Consider the following 17046-nt stretch of genomic DNA (forward strand, 5'->3'; position numbering starts at 1 on the left):
CGTGGCCCCCGCGCGTCGAGTCATCGGGCTCGAGTCCAGTCCGCCTGGCGGCGGCGTCGCCACCCTGCACGGAGACGAGCCGGAAGCACCGGGGCTGAATCCGTCGGAAACGAACCAGCTCAGGAACATCCGCCGTTTCGGGGCCGCGGGCGCTTTGCTGATGGCGATCGGTGCCCTCGGCGCGGGAGCGCAACCGGTGCTGCAGAACCCGATCGCAGGTGTCCGACTTCTGAGCCTGCCGTCCCGGATGGCGACCACCGCACTGACCGTCACGATGACCGGAACCGTCATCGTGGTGCTCGCGTGGTTGCTGTTGGGAAGATTCGCGTTGGGACGCACGCGATCGGGAGGCACCCCGCGTCGGCTCACTCGTTCCCAGATGGACCGCACGCTGCTGCTGTGGATCCTGCCGTTGAGTGTGGCACCGCCGATGTTTTCGCGTGACGTCTACTCGTACCTGGCCCAGAGCGAGATCACCGCACGCGGACTCGACCCGTACGAGGTCGGTCCGGTCGATGCACTCGGGGCCGACAACGTCCTGACCCGAACGGTTCCCAACATCTGGCGCGAGACCCCAGCACCCTACGGTCCGCTGTTCCTGTGGATGGGGCGCGGAATCACGTACCTGACCGGCGAGAACATCGTTGCGGGCATCTTTCTTCATCGCTTGCTCGCGCTGGTGGGCGTGGCGCTGATCGTCTGGTCGCTGCCCCGTCTCGCCCGACGCTGCGGGGTCGCGTCGGTAACGGCGCTGTGGCTCGGTGCCGCGAACCCGTTGCTGCTGTTCCACCTGGTGGCCGGTATCCACAACGAAGCCCTGATGATCGGGCTCATGCTGGCGGGCACCGAACTGGCGCTTCGCGCGATCGAGCACTCGGGTGCTCTACGCAGCACCGATATCGCTTTTCTCGTCGGCGGAGCAGGCCTGATCGCGCTGTCGTCCACGATCAAGATCCCCTCGCTCATCGCGCTCGGCTTCGTGGGGATGGCATTGTCGAGGCGATGGGGCGGGACCCTCAGATCCGTGATGTACGCGGCGCTCCTGCTCGGCTCGATCGCCGTCGCGGTCCAAGTCGCCGTGAGCCTGGGCAGTGGGCTCGGCTTCGGCTGGATCAACACTCTGGGTACTGCGGGGGTGGTACGCAGCTGGATGTCGATTCCGACGATCCTCGGTCTGGGCACCGGATTCGTCGGCGTGCTGCTGGGCCTCGGCGATCACACCACCGCTGTGTTGGGTCTCACTCGCCCGATCGCCGGCGTTGTCGCGGGGATCATCGTCGTCCGGATGCTGATCGCCGTTCTGCGCGGCCGCCTGCATCCGGTCGGCGCACTCGGCGTCGCGCTCGGGGCCGTTGTTCTCTTGTTCCCGGTGGTGCAGCCCTGGTACCTGCTGTGGGCAGTGATTCCGCTGGCAGCGTGGGCCACGACTCCCTCGTTCCGGCGTCCTGCCATCGCCTTCTCATCGTTGGTCAGCGTGATCCTCATGCCCAACGGCAGTGAGTACCAGCCGTTCCAGATCGTGCAGGCCGCAGTCATGACCATCCTGACCATCGCAGTGCTCTACCTCCTCACGCGAAACCGGATGCCGTGGCCCTCCCGCACCGGACCACCGGCACGCGACCGCAGCACCGACGAATACGCTGAGTCCTCGTGATCTCCGGGACGTCCGACGCGACGCAACCTGTCGTACAACTGACCGACGTACGCAAGTCGTACGACGGTGTCGGTGCCGTCGACGGACTGAGCCTGAACATCGGCCCCGGCGAGGTTCTCGCGCTGCTGGGCCCCAACGGTGCCGGAAAGACCACCACCGTCGAGATGTGCGAGGGATTCGTCGTACCCGACAGCGGCTCGGTCCGGGTCCTGGGTCTCGATCCCGTCGCACAGTCGGCGCAGCTGAGGCCACGCATCGGCGTCATGCTCCAGGGCGGAGGTGCGTACCCCGGTTCCAAAGCCGGCGAGATGCTCCAACTCGTCGCCTCGTACTCGGCCGACCCACTCGATCCGGCTTGGCTGCTCGATTGCCTCGGCCTGACCTCTGCCGTCCGCACCCCGTACCGGCGGCTCTCCGGTGGGCAGCAGCAGCGACTGGCCCTGGCCTGCGCCATTGTCGGACGGCCCGAACTGGTCTTCCTCGACGAACCGACCGCCGGGCTCGACGCCCAGGCCCGGCTGCTGGTGTGGGAGCTGATCGACGCCCTGCGCCGCGACGGTGTCGGCGTACTGCTCACGACACATCTGATGGACGAGGCCGAGCAGCTCGCGGACCGGCTGACGATCATCGACAACGGACGCGTCGTCGCCTCGGGCACACCGTCGGAACTGACCAAGCAGGGTGCCGAGGGGCAACTGCGCTTCACCGCACCCCCGGGACTCGAACTGTCCCTGCTCGACGCGGCTCTTCCCCCGGGTTACGTACCGTCGGAACCGACGCCCGGCTCCTATGTGGTCTCCGGCGTGATCGAGCCGCAGATTCTGGTGATCGTCACGTCCTGGTGTGCACAGCAGGACGTGTTGGCCACCGAGTTACAGGTCGACCAGCGCCGCCTCGAGGACGTGTTCCTCGAGCTGACCGGCAGAGAATTGAGGAAGTGACCGTGCGCAGAGAAGCCCGGCTCGCCGACAACCGATTCGAGACAGGCCTGTTCTCGCCTCGCCCGCAGCCCGCGTCGGCTGCGCGCATGCTCCTCGCGCAGACCCGCCTCGAACTGAAGTTGTTGCTGCGCAACGGTGAACAGTTGCTGCTGACGATGTTCATCCCGATCACATTGCTGATCGGATTGACCCTGTTGCCCTTCGGCGAACTCGGCACCGACCGAGTTGCCCGAGTGGTCCCGGCCGTGATGATGGTGGCCATCATGTCGACGGCGTTCACCGGCCAGGCGATCGCTGTCGGCTTCGATCGCCGCTACGGCGCTCTCAAGAGGCTCGGGGCGACACCACTTCCGCGGTGGGGCATCATCGGCGGCAAATCCGCCGCCGTGGTGATCGTGGTGATTCTGCAGTCGATTCTGCTCGGCTCGATCGGCGTCGCTCTGGGATGGCGACCGAGCGCGACGGGTCTGTTGCTCGGGGCCGTCATCATCGCTCTGGGAACCATCACCTTCGCGTCGATGGGACTGCTGCTCGGCGGCACCCTGCGCGCCGAGATCGTGTTGGCGCTCGCGAACATCGCCTGGTTCGTGATGCTGGGAATCGGCAGCGCGGTGTTCGTGGACGACCAGATCCCCCAAGGACTGCAGAACGTCGCACGCATCGTTCCGTCCGGCGCGCTGGGTGAGGCCCTGAGCAGAGGTGTGTCCTCGTCCTTCGACATCTTCGGCGTGGTCGTACTGCTGGTGTGGGCTGTGGTGTGCGGCACCCTCGCCGTCCGCACGTTCAAGTTCACCTGATCGACGCTCGCTACCCAACGACGCTCGCCACCCAACGACGCTCGCCACCCAACGACGCTGTGTAGTTGATCGGCGTTTACCATCGTGGGGTGCTGTACAGAGCGTTCTTGCGCGTCGTCGATCTCCTGCCCTTGCCCTCGCTTCGAGTGCAACGGGTGCTGGCATTCATCGCGATCCTGACGCAGGGTGGCATCGCAGTCACCGGTGCCGTCGTTCGCGTCACCGGATCCGGTCTCGGATGCCCCACATGGCCGCAGTGCTTCCCCGGCAGCTTCACTCCCGTCGGGGTGTCCGAGGTGCCGATTCTGCATCAGGCGGTCGAGTTCGGCAATCGTCTGCTCACGTTCGTGGTTGTTCTCGCGGCCGCCGCTGTCGTCATCGCCGTCACCAGGGCGCGGCGTCGTCGGGAAGTGCTGTTCTTCGCGTGGCTGATGCCACTCGGTACCGTCGTGCAGGCCGTCATCGGCGGATTCACGGTGCTCACCGGACTGCTGTGGTGGACGGTCGCCGTTCACCTCGTCGTCTCGATGGCGATGGTGTGGCTGGCCACGCTGCTGTACGCCAAGGTGGGCGAGAGCGATGCTCCATCGGAGTCGACGCCCACGGTGCCGGGTGCTCTGCGAGCGCTGACGGGGCTGTCCGGAATCGCACTGACGGGCGTGCTGATCGCGGGCACCATGGTGACCGGAGCCGGTCCGCACGCAGGCGACAAGAGCGTCGAAGAACCGGTGCCGCGCCTCGGTATCGAGATCGTGACGCTGGTGCACGCGCACTCGCAGTTCCTGGTCGGCTACCTGGCCCTGCTCGTCGGACTGGCATTCGCCCTGTACGCAGTGCGTGCGCCGAAGGCGGTCAAGTTTCGACTCAATGTCCTGATCGCTCTGGTGCTGGCACAGTCTCTGATCGGCTTGGTCCAGTACTTCACCGGGGTTCCGGCCGTGCTCGTCGCCTTCCACGTGGCCGGTGCGGGCGCATGTACCGCCGCCACCGCAGCCGTCTGGGCGGCCTGCCGAACTCGCGGCCCGGCCACGTCCGAGAAGATCGAGACCACCGAGGACGTTGCAGTTCGCTCGTGACGATCGGTCGAGCTTCGAACAGGGTGGAGGGGCAGCCGACCTCCCCCTCAGATGGCCGACTGCCCCTCCACTGACTTCGACGCACCGGGTACCGAGTTGGTTCCCGCCGAATCGAACAAGTTTTGCGACTTTTCTCCGCTCAGACGATCGCCTGGTTGCGCGCCTTCGGGAACTTCTTCTGATTGGCTACCCACCCGGCCATCTTCTCGTGGTGTCCGGGTGCCGGATTGACCGAACTGACCAGCTCGCGGTCCCATTCGGCCTCGGTCAACTGGTCGAGACCGTCGACGATCGCGCGGGCGATGGCGGTCGTCGCCACCACCTGGTCCCCGAGGACGCCGTCGGCACCGACCATGGTGAGCCGAGTCCCGGCCCGACCGACCGGCTGGATCACCACGTTGGCAGAGTTGCCGTGGTCGGCGAGGAAGCTCTTCACTGCCGCGAGCGTTCCCTTGGGAACGTCGTTCGACTCGTTCTTCTCGATACCCGCACTGTCGATTTCGGTAGCCATGCCGACACGATACCGAGGTCGTCCACGATCCCCGCATCGACCCGTCGAGTCGTTACTGATCGGTAACTTCGCTCGCATGCGTGCATCGAGCGGATCTGTGTACCCGGGTGCGACGCGCCCGTGTAGAACGGTGCTCATGCGTGCCATTCGAATAGACAACACCGGCGGACCCGAGGTCATGAACATCGTCGACGTTCCGATACCCACGCCGGGACCCGGTCAACTCCTGGTTCGGATCGACGCCGTCGGCATCAACTACATCGACACGTACTTTCGGCGCGGACTGTACCCGCGCGCGCTGCCGTACGTTCCCGGCGACGAGGGATCAGGGGTGATCGAACAACTCGGAGCAGACGTCACCGGTTTCGCACCGGGACATCGCGTCGCCTGGGCCACAGCACCGGGTAGCTACGCCGAATACGTCCTGGTCGACGCCTCGTCCGCCATCGCGGTACCCGACGGCGTTCCTGCCGATCAGGCCGCCTCGGCGCTGCTGCAGGGCATGACGGCGCACTATCTGATCGAATCCACCTACCCGGCCCAGCGGGGTGAGACCGTCCTGGTGCACGCCGGCGCAGGTGGCGTCGGGCTGCTGTTGACGCAGATGGCGGTGGCGAAGGGCGTGAACGTGATCACCACGGTCTCCACGGATGCTAAGGCCGAGCGGTCCACACATGCCGGTGCAGCCCACGTGTTGCGCTACGACGAGGACATCGCCGCACGCGTGCGCGAGATCACCGACGGCGAGGGCGTCCATGCGGTGTACGACGGTGTCGGTGCCGAGACGTTCGAGGCCAGCATGGCGTCGCTTCGGATCAGAGGGACGCTGGCTTTGTTCGGTGCCGCGAGCGGTCCGGTCCCGCCTCTCGATCCGCAGCGGCTCAACGGCGCAGGATCTCTGTTCCTGACCAGGCCCACGCTCGCGCATCACATCCGAGACCGAGCCGAACTGGAGTGGCGCGCCGGAGATGTGTTCGCAGCGATGGCGAGCGGAGCGCTCACGGTCCGGGTGGGTGCGCGCTATGCACTCGAGGACGCGGCGCAGGCCCATATCGACCTCGAGTCACGCAAGACGATCGGGTCCATCGTTCTGGTTCCCTGATCCGGCTCTCGGCGGACGCTCGCTCAGGAAAAGATCTGGGCGAGCGTTTGCCAGCCGAGCACCGAGTCCACGGCAAGACCGCAGAACACCAGGGCCAAGTACTCGTTGGACAGGATGAACAACTTCAGCGGCTTGACCGGAGTCCCCGCTCGCACGCCTGCGTACAGGCGATGAGCGACGACGAGGAACCACACTCCCGACGCCACGGCGACGGCCGCGTAGACGACGCCCGAGCCCGGCGCCAACGCGAGCGTTGCGGCAACGGTGGCCCATGCATAGAGCACGATGTGCTTGGTGACCTTCGTTTCCGAGGCGACAGCAGGCAACATCGGCACGTTGGCCGCCTGGTAGTCCTCCTTGTAACGGAGCATGAGCGCCCAGGTGTGCGGCGGCGTCCACAGGAAGATCACAAGGAACATCACCAGCGCCTGCCACCCGATCGTGCCGGTCACGGCGGACCAACCGATCATCACCGGCATACAACCGGCCGCGCCACCCCACACCACGTTCTGCGAGGTGCGCCGCTTGAGCACGAGGGTGTAGACGAAGATGTAGAAGCAGATGGTGACGACGGCAAGCACACCGCTGAGCAGGTTGGTGGTAGCCCACAGCCAGAAGAACGAGAACACACCCAGGACGAGCCCGAAGATCAGGGCGTGCGAGACGGGCATGGCACCGCGGGCGAGTGGGCGCTTCTCGGTGCGCTTCATCACCTTGTCGATGTCTGCGTCGACCACCATGTTCAGCGTGTTGGCGCTGGCCGCGGCCAGCATTCCGCCGAACAGCGTGGTGAGGATCAGCCACGGATCGACGTTTCCTCGGTCTGCCAGCAACATCGCCGGAATGGTCGTGACGAGGAGGAGTTCGATGACCCGGGGCTTCGTGAGCGCGACATACGCAAGAAAGAGTGCGAATGCTCTGCGCGGGGCGGACGTCACCGGCGCGGCCTGCGTGGGCTCACCCTTGTCGTCTGCTCCGAATCCGGGGCCGCCGGCGAAACCGTGTCCGCCCGGCTGCTGCCCAATTCGCACTGCGTCTCCTCGCACGACTGTCGTTCTCTGGCGCTCGGCCACTTGCTCGCGCGCCACCGGCACGCGGGTTGTCTCTCCACGGCGACACTTCGGCGCCTGCGCGCACGCGCGGTCCTCCGCAACTACCACCGCGGGGGCCGACGAACGTGCGCCTACTACGACCGATGGTAGACGGCTGGGTTTGCACCTCCAATTCGCAGGGCACCCAAAGTGAGGAATATGTCGCCTACGAGTAACCCGCGCGCAATCGCCCGGGGGAAGGCACGACAGTAGGGTCGGACAGAACTAGGCTGGTGAAGGACGTCCTTCGGCACCGACTGCGCACGTGCTTCTCCCAGGCGCATCGCAGTGGCCGCCGAGCGACGATTCCTCGGAGCCACAACTCGAACGAATGTCAGGAGATTTCTGCTCGTGTCGATCACAGACGATATTGACGTCCTCACCACGGCGCACCACCCGAGCGACTGGACGGACCTGGACACCCGAGCGGTCGACACCGTTCGTGTTCTGGCAGCGGACGCAGTGCAGAAGGTCGGCAACGGCCACCCCGGAACCGCGATGAGCCTGGCCCCCCTCGCCTACACCCTCTTCCAGCGCACCATGCGCCACGACCCCACCGACACGCACTGGATCGGCCGCGACCGGTTCGTGCTCTCGTGCGGCCACTCGAGCCTGACGCTCTACCTGCAGCTGTACTTGGGCGGCTTCGGACTCGAGCTCGCCGACATCGAGGCGCTGCGCACCTACAAGTCCAAGACACCCGGACACCCCGAGTTCCGCCACACCGACGGCGTCGAGATCACCACCGGCCCGCTCGGCCAGGGACTCGCCTCGGCCGTGGGCATGGCCATGGCGGCACGCCGCGAGCGTGGCCTGTTCGATCCCGAACCCGCTCTGGGTGAGAGCCCGTTCGACCACTTCATCTACGTCATCGCGTCCGATGGAGACATCGAAGAAGGCGTCACGTCCGAGGCTTCGTCGCTGGCCGGTACTCAGCAGCTCGGCAACCTGATCCTGTTCTACGACGACAACAAGATCTCGATCGAGCACTCCACCGACATCGCCCTCAGCGAGAACACCGCCGCGCGCTACGAGGCCTACGGCTGGCACGTCCAGGTGGTCGAAGGCGGCGAGAACGTCACCGCGATCGAAGAGGCCGTCGAGGCTGCCAAGGCCGTCACCGACAAGCCGTCGATCATCGTGCTGCGCACCATCATCGGCTTCCCGGCCCCCACCATGATGAACACCGGTGCAGTCCACGGTGCCGCACTGGGCGACGAGGAGATCGCGAAGGTCAAGCAGGCACTCGATTTCGACCCCGCCAAGACGTTCGAGGTCACCGACGAGGTCATCGGCCACACCCGCAAGCTGCAGGAGCGCGGCCGCAAGGCCCACGCCGAGTGGACCGTCGAATTCGACGCCTGGGCTGCGCGCGAGCCCGAGCGCAAGAAGCTGCTGGACCGCCTGACCCAGGGCACGTTGCCCGAGAACTGGACCGACGTTCTGCCCACCTGGGAGCCCGGCAGCAAGGCCGTCGCGACACGTGCGGCGTCGGGCGAGGTCCTCAACGCCGTCGGACCCGTTCTCCCGGAACTGTGGGGCGGCTCGGCCGACCTCGCCGGCAGCAACAACACCACGATCAAGGGTGCGAAGTCCTTCGGCCCCACGTCGATCTCCACCGACGACTGGGACGCCGAGCCGTACGGCCGCACGCTGCACTTCGGCATCCGTGAGCACGCGATGGGCGCCATCCTGTCCGGCATCGTCATGCACGGCCCGACCCGCGCATACGGCGGAACGTTCATGCAGTTCAGCGACTACATGCGGCCTGCGGTTCGGCTCGCGTCGCTCATGGACATCGACCCCATCTACGTGTGGACCCACGATTCCGTCGGCCTCGGCGAGGACGGCCCGACGCACCAGCCGGTCGAGCATCTCGCCGCGCTGCGGGCCATCCCCAACCTGTCGGTGGTACGCCCCGGTGACGCCAACGAAACCGCATTCGCATGGCAGGCAGTGCTGGCCAAGTCCAGCAGCAGCGGACCCGTCGGCCTCGCGCTGACCCGTCAGGGCATCCCGATTCTCGAGGGCACCAGCTACGAGGGCGTCTCCAAGGGCGGATACATCCTCGTCGAGTCGTCCAAGGCGACCCCCGACGTCGTGCTGATCGGCACCGGTTCCGAGCTGCAGTACGCCGTGGAGGCACAGAAGCAGCTCGAGGCGCAGGGCATCGCCGCCCGCGTCGTCTCGATGCCGTGCGTCGAGTGGTTCGAGAGCCAGGATCAGAACTACCGCGACCAGGTGATCCCGCCCACCGTCAAGGCCCGGGTGTCGATCGAAGCCGGCATCGCGATGCCGTGGTGGAAGATCGTCGGCGGCTTCGGCGAGATCATCTCGCTCGAGCACTACGGCGAATCTGCCGACGCTGCAACACTTTTCCGCGAGTTCGGCTTCACCGCCGAGGCCGTCACCGCAGCCGCACAGCGCTCCATCACCAATGTGAAGGGATAATTCATGACCCAGAACAAGAATCTCGCAGAGCTCTCCGCCGCCGGAATCTCGGTATGGCTGGACGACCTGTCCCGTGATCGCATCCGCTCGGGCAACCTGAAGGACCTGATCGACACCAAGAGTGTCGTCGGAGTGACGACCAACCCGTCGATCTTCCAGGCCGCCCTGAGCTCGGGCGCGGCATACGACGAGCAGGTGACCAAGCTCGCCGGTGAAGGTGCCGACGTCGAGACCACGATCCGTACGGTCACCACCGACGACGTTCGTGAGGCGTGCGACATCCTGATGCCTCAGTACGAGGCCAGTGCAGGCGTCGACGGTCGGGTGTCGATCGAGGTCGATCCCCGCCTGGCACACGATGCCGACAAGACGTACGAGCAGGCCGTCGAACTGTGGAAGATCGTCGACCGCCCGAACCTGCTCATCAAGATTCCGGCCACCGAGGCAGGAATCCCCGCTATCGCCAAGGTGATCGGCGAGGGCATCAGCGTCAACGTCACGCTGATCTTCTCCGTCGAGCGCTACGAACTGGTGATGAACGCCTACCTCGAGGGCCTCGAGAACGCGCGCGCAGCCGGTCACGACCTCGACAAGATCCACTCGGTCGCGTCGTTCTTCGTCTCCCGCGTGGACAGCGAGATCGATTCCCGGCTCGATGCGATCGGCACCCCCGATGCCGAGGCACTCAAGGGCAAGGCCGCTCTGGCCAATGCTCGTCTCGCATACGTGGCGTACCAGCAGATCTTCGAGGTCGCTCCTCGGTTCCGCGAGCTCGTCGGTAGCGGCGCGCGTCCGCAGCGTCCGCTGTGGGCGTCGACCGGCGTGAAGTCCGACGCCTACCCCGACACCATGTACGTCACCGAGCTCGTCTCACCGAACACGGTGAACACGATGCCGGAGAAGACCATGGACGCGGTTGCCGATCACGGCGAGGTCGTCGGCGACACGGTCTCGGGCAAGGGACCGGAATCGCAGGAGATCTTCGACCGCATCTCGGCGCTCGGTATCGACATCACCGATGTCTTCGTGACGTTGGAGAACGAAGGCGTCCAGAAGTTCGAGGCCGCCTGGAACGAGTTGCTCGAGGCCACCGGCGAGCAGCTTCGCCAAGCAGGTCAGAAGAGCTGACCGACTGTGCCCACCGCAGAAACCGAACCTCTCCATTCCGCGGACTGGCTCAACCCTCTCCGCGACGCGCGAGACAAGCGGCTCCCCCGTATCGCGGGCCCGTGCAGCATGGTCATCTTCGGAGTGACCGGCGATCTCGCGCGTAAGAAGCTCATGCCTGCGGTGTACGACCTGGCGAACCGGGGGCTTCTACCCCCCGGTTTCGCTCTGGTCGGATTTGCCCGGCGGGAATGGCAGAACCAGGACTTCGCCAAGATCGTGCACGACTCCGTGCGCGATCATGCTCGGACACCGTTCAGCGAGGAGGTGTGGAACACCCTCGCCGAGGGATTCCGGTTCGTCCAAGGCTCCTTCGACGACGACGACGCCTTCGACGAGCTGTCACGAACACTGACCGAGCTCGACGAGACCCGCGGCACCGGCGGAAATCACGCCTTCTATCTGTCCATCCCGCCCAGCGCGTTCCCCGTCGTCCTCGAGCAGCTCTCGCGCTCGGGACTGGCGCAGAGCAAGGACGGCAATTGGCGACGCGTGGTCATCGAGAAGCCGTTCGGACACGATCTGCAGAGCGCGAAAGAGCTCAACGCGGTCGTGAACCGAGTGTTCCCCGAGGACACCGTGTTTCGTATCGACCACTATCTCGGCAAAGAGACGGTGCAGAACATCCTGGCACTGCGCTTCGCCAACCAGCTGTTCGATCCGATCTGGAATGCGCACTACGTCGACCACGTTCAGATCACGATGGCCGAGGACATCGGATTGGGCGGTCGCGCAGGCTATTACGACGGAATCGGCGCCGCCCGCGACGTCATCCAGAACCACCTTCTGCAGCTTCTCGCCATCACTGCGATGGAGGAGCCGGTCAGCTTCAACCCCAAGGAGCTGCAATCGGAGAAGATCAAGGTGCTCTCGGCGACCAAACTTGCCGAGCCACTCGATCGAACCTCGGCGCGCGGTCAGTACTCCGCGGGCTGGCAGGGCAGCCAGAAAGTGAAGGGGCTCAAGGAGGAAGAGGGGTTCGACTCGGAGTCGAACACCGAGACCTACGCCGCCATCACCCTCGAGGTGGACACGCGGCGTTGGGGTGGGGTGCCGTTCTATCTCCGTACCGGCAAGGCACTCGGGCGCCGAGTCACCGAGATCGCGATGGTGTTCAAGCGCGCTCCACACCTGCCGTTCGACGCCACGATGACCGAGGAACTCGGTCAGAATGCGTTGGTGATCCGAGTCCAGCCCGATGAGGGCGTGACGATGCGATTCGGCTCCAAGGTGCCGGGATCGAGCATGCAGGTGCGTGACGTCAGCATGGACTTCAGCTACGGCCAGGCGTTCACCGAATCCTCTCCGGAGGCATACGAGCGCCTCATCCTCGACGTGCTGCTCGGGGAGCCGTCGTTGTTCCCGGTCAATGCCGAAGTGGAACTGTCGTGGAAGATCCTCGATCCGATTCTGGAATTCTGGGCTTCCGGCGGCACCGCGGAACCGTACGAAGCCGGTACCTGGGGGCCTTCCTCGGGTGACGAGATGATGCACCGCACCGGACGCGAATGGAGAAGACCGTGATTGTCGACATTCCCGCCACGACGACGGCCGAGGTCGGCAAGAAGCTGGTGGAGGTGCGCGAGGCAGGCGGTGCGGTGACCATCGGCCGGGTGCTGACACTGATCGTCGCCAGCCGTGATCCGGCCAAGGCCGAACGAGCGATCGACGCAGCGAACGAGGCGAGCCGTGAGCATCCGTGCCGCGTCATCGTGCTCATCCACGGAGACCGATCAGCCGATTCGAGCCTCGACGCCCAGATCCGGGTGGGCGGCGACGCCGGTGCATCGGAGGTCGTCGTGTTGCGCCTGAACGGCGAACTCGCCGATCACGAGCACAGTGTCGTCATCCCGTTCCTGCTTCCCGATACCCCGATCGTCGCCTGGTGGCCGGACGAAGCTCCGACCGTTCCGGCGAAGGATCCGCTTGGACGCTTGGCAATTCGACGGATCACCGATGCCACCAACTCCCCCGACACCACCGCGACGATCAAGGGACGGCTGAGCAGCTATACCGAGGGCGACACCGATCTCTCCTGGAGTCGCATCACCTACTGGCGCGGCCTGTTGGCCACCGCGCTCGACCAGGCTCCGTTCGAGGCCGTCGTCTCGGCCACGGTGTCGGGACTGGCCGAGGAGCCCGCACTCGACATCCTGGCCGGTTGGCTGGCCGCGAAACTGGACGTGCCGGTCTACCGCCGGGCGGGTGAGCTGAAGGTGGAGCTGATCCGAGAGAACAGCAGCATTTCGCTGACGCGACCGCAGACGGGTAAGACCGCGACCCTGCGGCGTACCGGTCAGCCCGACGCCGAAGTCGCACTGGCGCGTCGTAACACGCGCGAGTGCCTCGCCGAGGAACTGCGCAGACTCGACACGGACGAGATCTACGAACTCGCCCTGCACGGACTGTCGAAAGTGAGCTATGAGTAAGACCTCTGTACTTCAGTACTTGGACGCGCAGGCCCTGGTCGACGCAGCACGATCGCGCTTCGTCGACGTGGTCACAGCCGCGCAGGCCGAGCGAGGCTCCGCGTCGGTGGTGCTGACCGGCGGTGGCACCGGAATCGCGCTGCTGGAGGCGCTACGCACGGACTCCGGCTCGATCGACTGGGGCAGAGTCGACATCTATTTCGGCGACGAACGCTTCCTGCCCTCGGGCGATCCCGAGCGCAACGAGGTTCAAGCCTCGCAGGCGCTGCTCGACCACGTCGAGGTCCATCCGGATCGGGTGTTTCGGATGGCAGCATCCGACGGACCGCACGGGAGCGACCCCGAGGTGGCTGCGGCAACGTATGCGCAGATCCTGCATTCCGGATCCGAAGGTGAGCCGACTCCCCAATTCGACGTCCATCTCCTCGGAATGGGCGGCGAAGGCCACATCAATTCGCTCTTCCCCCACACCGATGCAGTGCGCGAGCAGCACCGCTTCGTCGTGGCGGTCGAGGACTCCCCCAAGCCCCCGCCGGTGCGCATCACACTGACGCTGCCTGCGGTTCGCCGCGCACAGCACGTGTGGCTGCTCGTCTCGGGAGCGAACAAGGCCGATGCCGTCGCTGCTGCGGTGGGCGGGGCCGATTCCGACGACGTCCCGTCGGCCGGCGCGCTGGGCACCGAATCGACGGTTTGGTTCCTCGACTCCGGCGCAGCGTCCAAGCTGGACACTGTCTGACCTCGGACCCGACAGGTGCCGAGCTAACTGGGTTCGGCCCCGAAGTCGCGTTCCCGAGGTTCGCCGTCGTTCTCGACGGCATGAGGCTCGCACTGGATGTCTGATCGTCCGATCCGCCTACCGTTCGCGCGGTAGGCGGATCCGTTTCGCCAGGTGTCCATCGAGTTGCTGCACTGCCTCATACCTCGTTGGACGCGATCGACCGCCAGCCGGTTCCTCGCCCCTTGTGCGCGAGGCTAGCCGCTGTTGCGCAGTGCCGTCGCGAGACCGTTCATCGTCAGCAGGATTCCTCGCTTGACGCGTTCGTCGTCGTCACCGTTTCGGTAGCGCCTGAGCATCTCCACCTGCATCTGGTTGAGCGGCTCGAGGTACGGGAACCGATTGTGCACGGAGCGTTCGAGCGACGGGTTGTCTTCGAGCAGGCGACTGTGACCGGTGATCTTCAGGTACATCCGCACAGTCGTTGCGTGTTCGGCCTCGATCATGCCGAAGATCCGCGCACGCAGGTCTGCGTCGGGAACCAACTCCGCGTACCGAGCCGCGATGCCCAGATCCGACTTGGCCATGACCTGCGCGAGGTTGGACAGAACGGTCTGGAAGAACGGCCACTTTCGATACAGGTCGGTCAGCACCTCGAGCTTGGCATCGTCGTCGCCGACCCACTCCTCGAACGCCGATCCGGTGCCGTACCACCCGGGCAGCATGACGCGGCACTGACTCCACGACATCACCCACGGGATGGCTCGCAGGTCGTAGACCGAGTTCGTCGGCTTCCTCGATGCGGGACGCGAGCCGATGTTCAGCTCGCCCACCTCGGCGACCGGCGTCGACGTGCGGAAGTACTCGACGAAACCGGGCTCCTCGTGCACCAGGCGTCCGTATGCAGCACGTGCCTTGGCGGCCAGGTCGTCGAGAATGTCGTACGCGGCTTCTGCGCCGTCCCCGAGACCCTCCACGTCCAGCAGAGTCGATTCGAGCGTTCCCGCGACCAGAGACTCGAGATTGCGACGCGCCATGGACGGCTCGGCGTACTTCGCCGCGATGATCTCGCCCTGTTCGGTCAGCCGCAGCGACCCCTGCACCACGCCCGGCGGCTGCGCCAGGATCGCGTCGTAGCTGGGACCGCCGCCGCGGCCGACGGTGCCGCCGCGTCCGTGGAAGAGCCGCAGGCGAATACCCGTCTTGCGTGAGGCCTCGAGCAGATCCAGCTCGGCGCGGTACAGCGCCCAGTTCGCTGCCAGATACCCGCCGTCCTTGTTCGAGTCCGAATACCCGAGCATGACTTCCTGATTCATGCCGCGCCCGGCCACCAGCGCGCGATAGATCGGAACGTCGAGCGTGGCGAGCAAGGTCGCGGCACCTTGCTGAAGATCCTCGATGGTCTCGAACAGCGGAACGACACCCACCGTCGACGTGGGCGCCGAGCCGTCGGTGCCCGGGTCGAAGATGCCCGCTTCCTTGAGCAGCAACGCCGCTTCGAGCATGTCACTGACCGACTGACACATGCTGATGATGTAGTTCTGGATGGTGTCGGGGCCCAGGTGGTCGATGGCCTCCTTGGCGGCCCTGACAATGCCCAGTTCCTTGGTGGCGAGCTCACTGAGCTGCGCGTTGGGGCCGACGAGCGGCCGCCTGGTCGCAAGTTCCTGCGACAGCACCGACACCCGCTCGTCCTCTCCGAGGGACATGTAGTCGGAGTGAACACCGGCCCAGGCCAGCAGCTCGGCGACCACCTCTTCGTGGGTCTCGGAGTTCTGCCGCATGTCCAAGGCCTGCAGATGGAAGCCGAACGTCTCGACCGACTGTCGGAGCCGCAGCAGTCGATCGTCGGCGATCAACGCATCACCGTCCGCTCGCAACGCCCGGTCGATGATGTCGAGGTCGTCGAGGATGTCCTGCGGGCCGTCGTACTGCTGCGCCCCGAGGTCCACCCCGGATACCGGCACCGCGTCGAGTACCGCCTCGGCGGTGGCAGTGAGCCGGGCCCGGATGCCGACGACCGCGACCCGATACGGTTCGTCCGACCGGCGATCGTCCGGTTCGGCCGATGCGCCGGCCAGGGCGGCGAGATCCTCGGTGACGTCCACCAGGCGCGCGGACATCGACAGTTCCTTCTCCAAGGCGACCAGCTCGTCGAGGTAGTGCTCGAACGCGACGTATCCGGCCTGATGTGTCGCCGTGTGCACCACGTCGGCGGTCACGTTCGGATTGCCGTCACGGTCGCCGCCGATCCACGATCCGGGGCGCAGAATCGGCCTAGGCAGCAGGTCGTCCTCGGGCCACCGTGCGCGCAGTGCCGCACGCACATCCGCGTTGAGGGCTGGCATGACGTCGAAGAGAGACGACTCGAAGTAGCGGAGGCCGACCTCGATCTCATCCTGAATTCGCAGACGAGACAATCGAATCAGAGCTGTCTCCCACAGGGTCAGCACTTGCCTGCGGATCTGCACATCGATGGCGGCCAGTTCCTTCGCCGCACTGGCGGCCTTGCCCTCGACCGCCGCAGCGGCGACATCGCGGCGACGCATCAGCTCGGTGATCTTCGACTGCACGTCGAACACGGTGCGTCGACGTGTCTCGGTGGGGTGCGCGGTGATCACCGGTGCCACCAACGCATCCGTCAGCGCGGCGGCCACCTGCTCGCGCGACGGTGCCGCGGCATCGATCTTGAGCCAGGTGGCGTCGAGACTGCTGTCCTGCGGCGGGTCCTCGCGGTCGAGGTGAATCGCGCGACGACGTTCGCGGTGCAGATCTTCGGCAAGATTGGCAAGAAGCGAGAAGTGGCTGAACGCGCGAATGAGTGGAACTGCCTGTGCCACTTCCACATCGGTGTAGCGTCCGACCGAATCGTCCCGCTCGATCTCGGATCTGCGAACTGCGAAGGACTCGACACGCGCTGCCTCGATGAGGTCGAAGACGTCCTCGCCCTCGTGCTCGCGGATGATCTCACCCAGGATGCCGCCGAGATAGCGGATGTCCTCACGGAGAGGCTCTGTCAACTCCCGACCCTGAGCTGTCGGTGGGACGAAAGCTGGGGAACCGACTGACTCGTAGGAGGATTCGCTCATCCACCCAGTATCGTCGCTCC

Annotated in this window: 13 protein-coding genes; 10 read left to right on the forward strand and 3 right to left on the reverse strand. The window is 65.7% G+C overall.

The features are described 5' to 3' along the window. Window position 1 precedes the first annotated feature (1 nt). The 4 genes from mptB (at window position 2) to AYK61_RS04190 (ending at window position 4468) form a co-directional block, all read left to right on the forward strand. Window positions 2-1654 carry a polyprenol phosphomannose-dependent alpha 1,6 mannosyltransferase MptB gene (mptB, locus tag AYK61_RS04175; RefSeq protein ID WP_121869920.1) on the forward strand — a complete coding sequence of 551 codons (1653 nt, stop codon included), beginning with the start codon at window positions 2-4 and terminating at the stop codon, window positions 1652-1654. Next, window positions 1651-2595 (forward strand): ABC transporter ATP-binding protein, encoded by a 945-nt coding sequence (locus tag AYK61_RS04180; protein WP_121869921.1) that lies wholly within the window; start codon window positions 1651-1653, stop codon window positions 2593-2595. The genes mptB and AYK61_RS04180 overlap by 4 nt, the downstream gene beginning before the upstream one ends. Beyond that, window positions 2592-3392 carry an ABC transporter permease gene (locus AYK61_RS04185; RefSeq protein WP_121869922.1) on the forward strand — a complete coding sequence of 267 codons (801 nt, stop codon included), beginning with the start codon at window positions 2592-2594 and terminating at the stop codon, window positions 3390-3392. Before AYK61_RS04180 ends, AYK61_RS04185 begins: the two co-directional genes overlap by 4 nt. 89 nt (window positions 3393-3481) lie before the next feature. After that, a complete protein-coding gene (locus AYK61_RS04190; protein WP_121869923.1) occupies window positions 3482-4468 on the forward strand; it encodes a heme A synthase in 987 nt (328 codons plus the stop codon). 139 nt (window positions 4469-4607) lie between these two features. On the opposite strand, the gene AYK61_RS04195 is transcribed toward AYK61_RS04190, so the two are convergent. Beyond that, on the reverse strand, window positions 4608-4979 hold the full coding sequence (locus AYK61_RS04195; RefSeq protein ID WP_121872424.1) for a hypothetical protein: 372 nt from the start codon (window positions 4977-4979) through the stop codon (window positions 4608-4610). A gap of 136 nt (window positions 4980-5115) precedes the next feature. Here AYK61_RS04195 and AYK61_RS04200 point away from each other — a divergent pair, with 136 nt between their 5' ends. Beyond that, a complete protein-coding gene (locus AYK61_RS04200) occupies window positions 5116-6081 on the forward strand; it encodes a quinone oxidoreductase (protein WP_121869924.1) in 966 nt (321 codons plus the stop codon). Window positions 6082-6104: 23 nt separating this feature from the next. Here AYK61_RS04200 and AYK61_RS04205 read toward each other — a convergent pair whose 3' ends face one another. Beyond that, window positions 6105-7019, reverse strand: a complete 915-nt coding sequence (locus AYK61_RS04205; protein ID WP_183130400.1) for a heme o synthase — start codon at window positions 7017-7019, stop codon at window positions 6105-6107. Window positions 7020-7523: 504 nt separating this feature from the next. Here AYK61_RS04205 and tkt point away from each other — a divergent pair. Genes tkt through pgl form a run of 5 tightly spaced genes read left to right on the forward strand, consistent with a single transcriptional unit; the run spans window position 7524 to window position 13958 of the window. Further along, the gene (gene tkt, locus AYK61_RS04210) at window positions 7524-9623 is read left to right on the forward strand and encodes a transketolase (protein WP_121872426.1); all 2100 of its coding nucleotides are present in this window, start codon (window positions 7524-7526) and stop codon (window positions 9621-9623) included. A 3-nt stretch (window positions 9624-9626) separates the two neighbouring features. Further along, a complete protein-coding gene (gene tal, locus AYK61_RS04215) occupies window positions 9627-10751 on the forward strand; it encodes a transaldolase (protein WP_121869925.1) in 1125 nt (374 codons plus the stop codon). Between the two features lie 6 nt (window positions 10752-10757). Next, a complete protein-coding gene (gene zwf, locus AYK61_RS04220) occupies window positions 10758-12314 on the forward strand; it encodes a glucose-6-phosphate dehydrogenase (protein ID WP_094615170.1) in 1557 nt (518 codons plus the stop codon). Further along, window positions 12311-13219, forward strand: a complete 909-nt coding sequence (gene opcA / locus AYK61_RS04225; RefSeq protein WP_183130148.1) for a glucose-6-phosphate dehydrogenase assembly protein OpcA — start codon at window positions 12311-12313, stop codon at window positions 13217-13219. The genes zwf and opcA overlap by 4 nt, the downstream gene beginning before the upstream one ends. After that, the gene (gene pgl / locus AYK61_RS04230; RefSeq protein ID WP_121869927.1) at window positions 13212-13958 is read left to right on the forward strand and encodes a 6-phosphogluconolactonase; all 747 of its coding nucleotides are present in this window, start codon (window positions 13212-13214) and stop codon (window positions 13956-13958) included. The genes opcA and pgl overlap by 8 nt, the downstream gene beginning before the upstream one ends. A gap of 236 nt (window positions 13959-14194) precedes the next feature. Here the strand turns inward: pgl and ppc are convergent, their stop codons facing one another. After that, the gene (ppc, locus tag AYK61_RS04235; protein WP_121869928.1) at window positions 14195-17026 is read right to left on the reverse strand and encodes a phosphoenolpyruvate carboxylase; all 2832 of its coding nucleotides are present in this window, start codon (window positions 17024-17026) and stop codon (window positions 14195-14197) included. Between the last annotated feature and the right edge of the window lie 20 nt (window positions 17027-17046).

The organism is Rhodococcus sp. SBT000017, from assembly GCF_003688915.1.
In the GTDB taxonomy this organism is placed as follows: Bacteria; Actinomycetota; Actinomycetes; order Mycobacteriales; family Mycobacteriaceae; genus Rhodococcoides.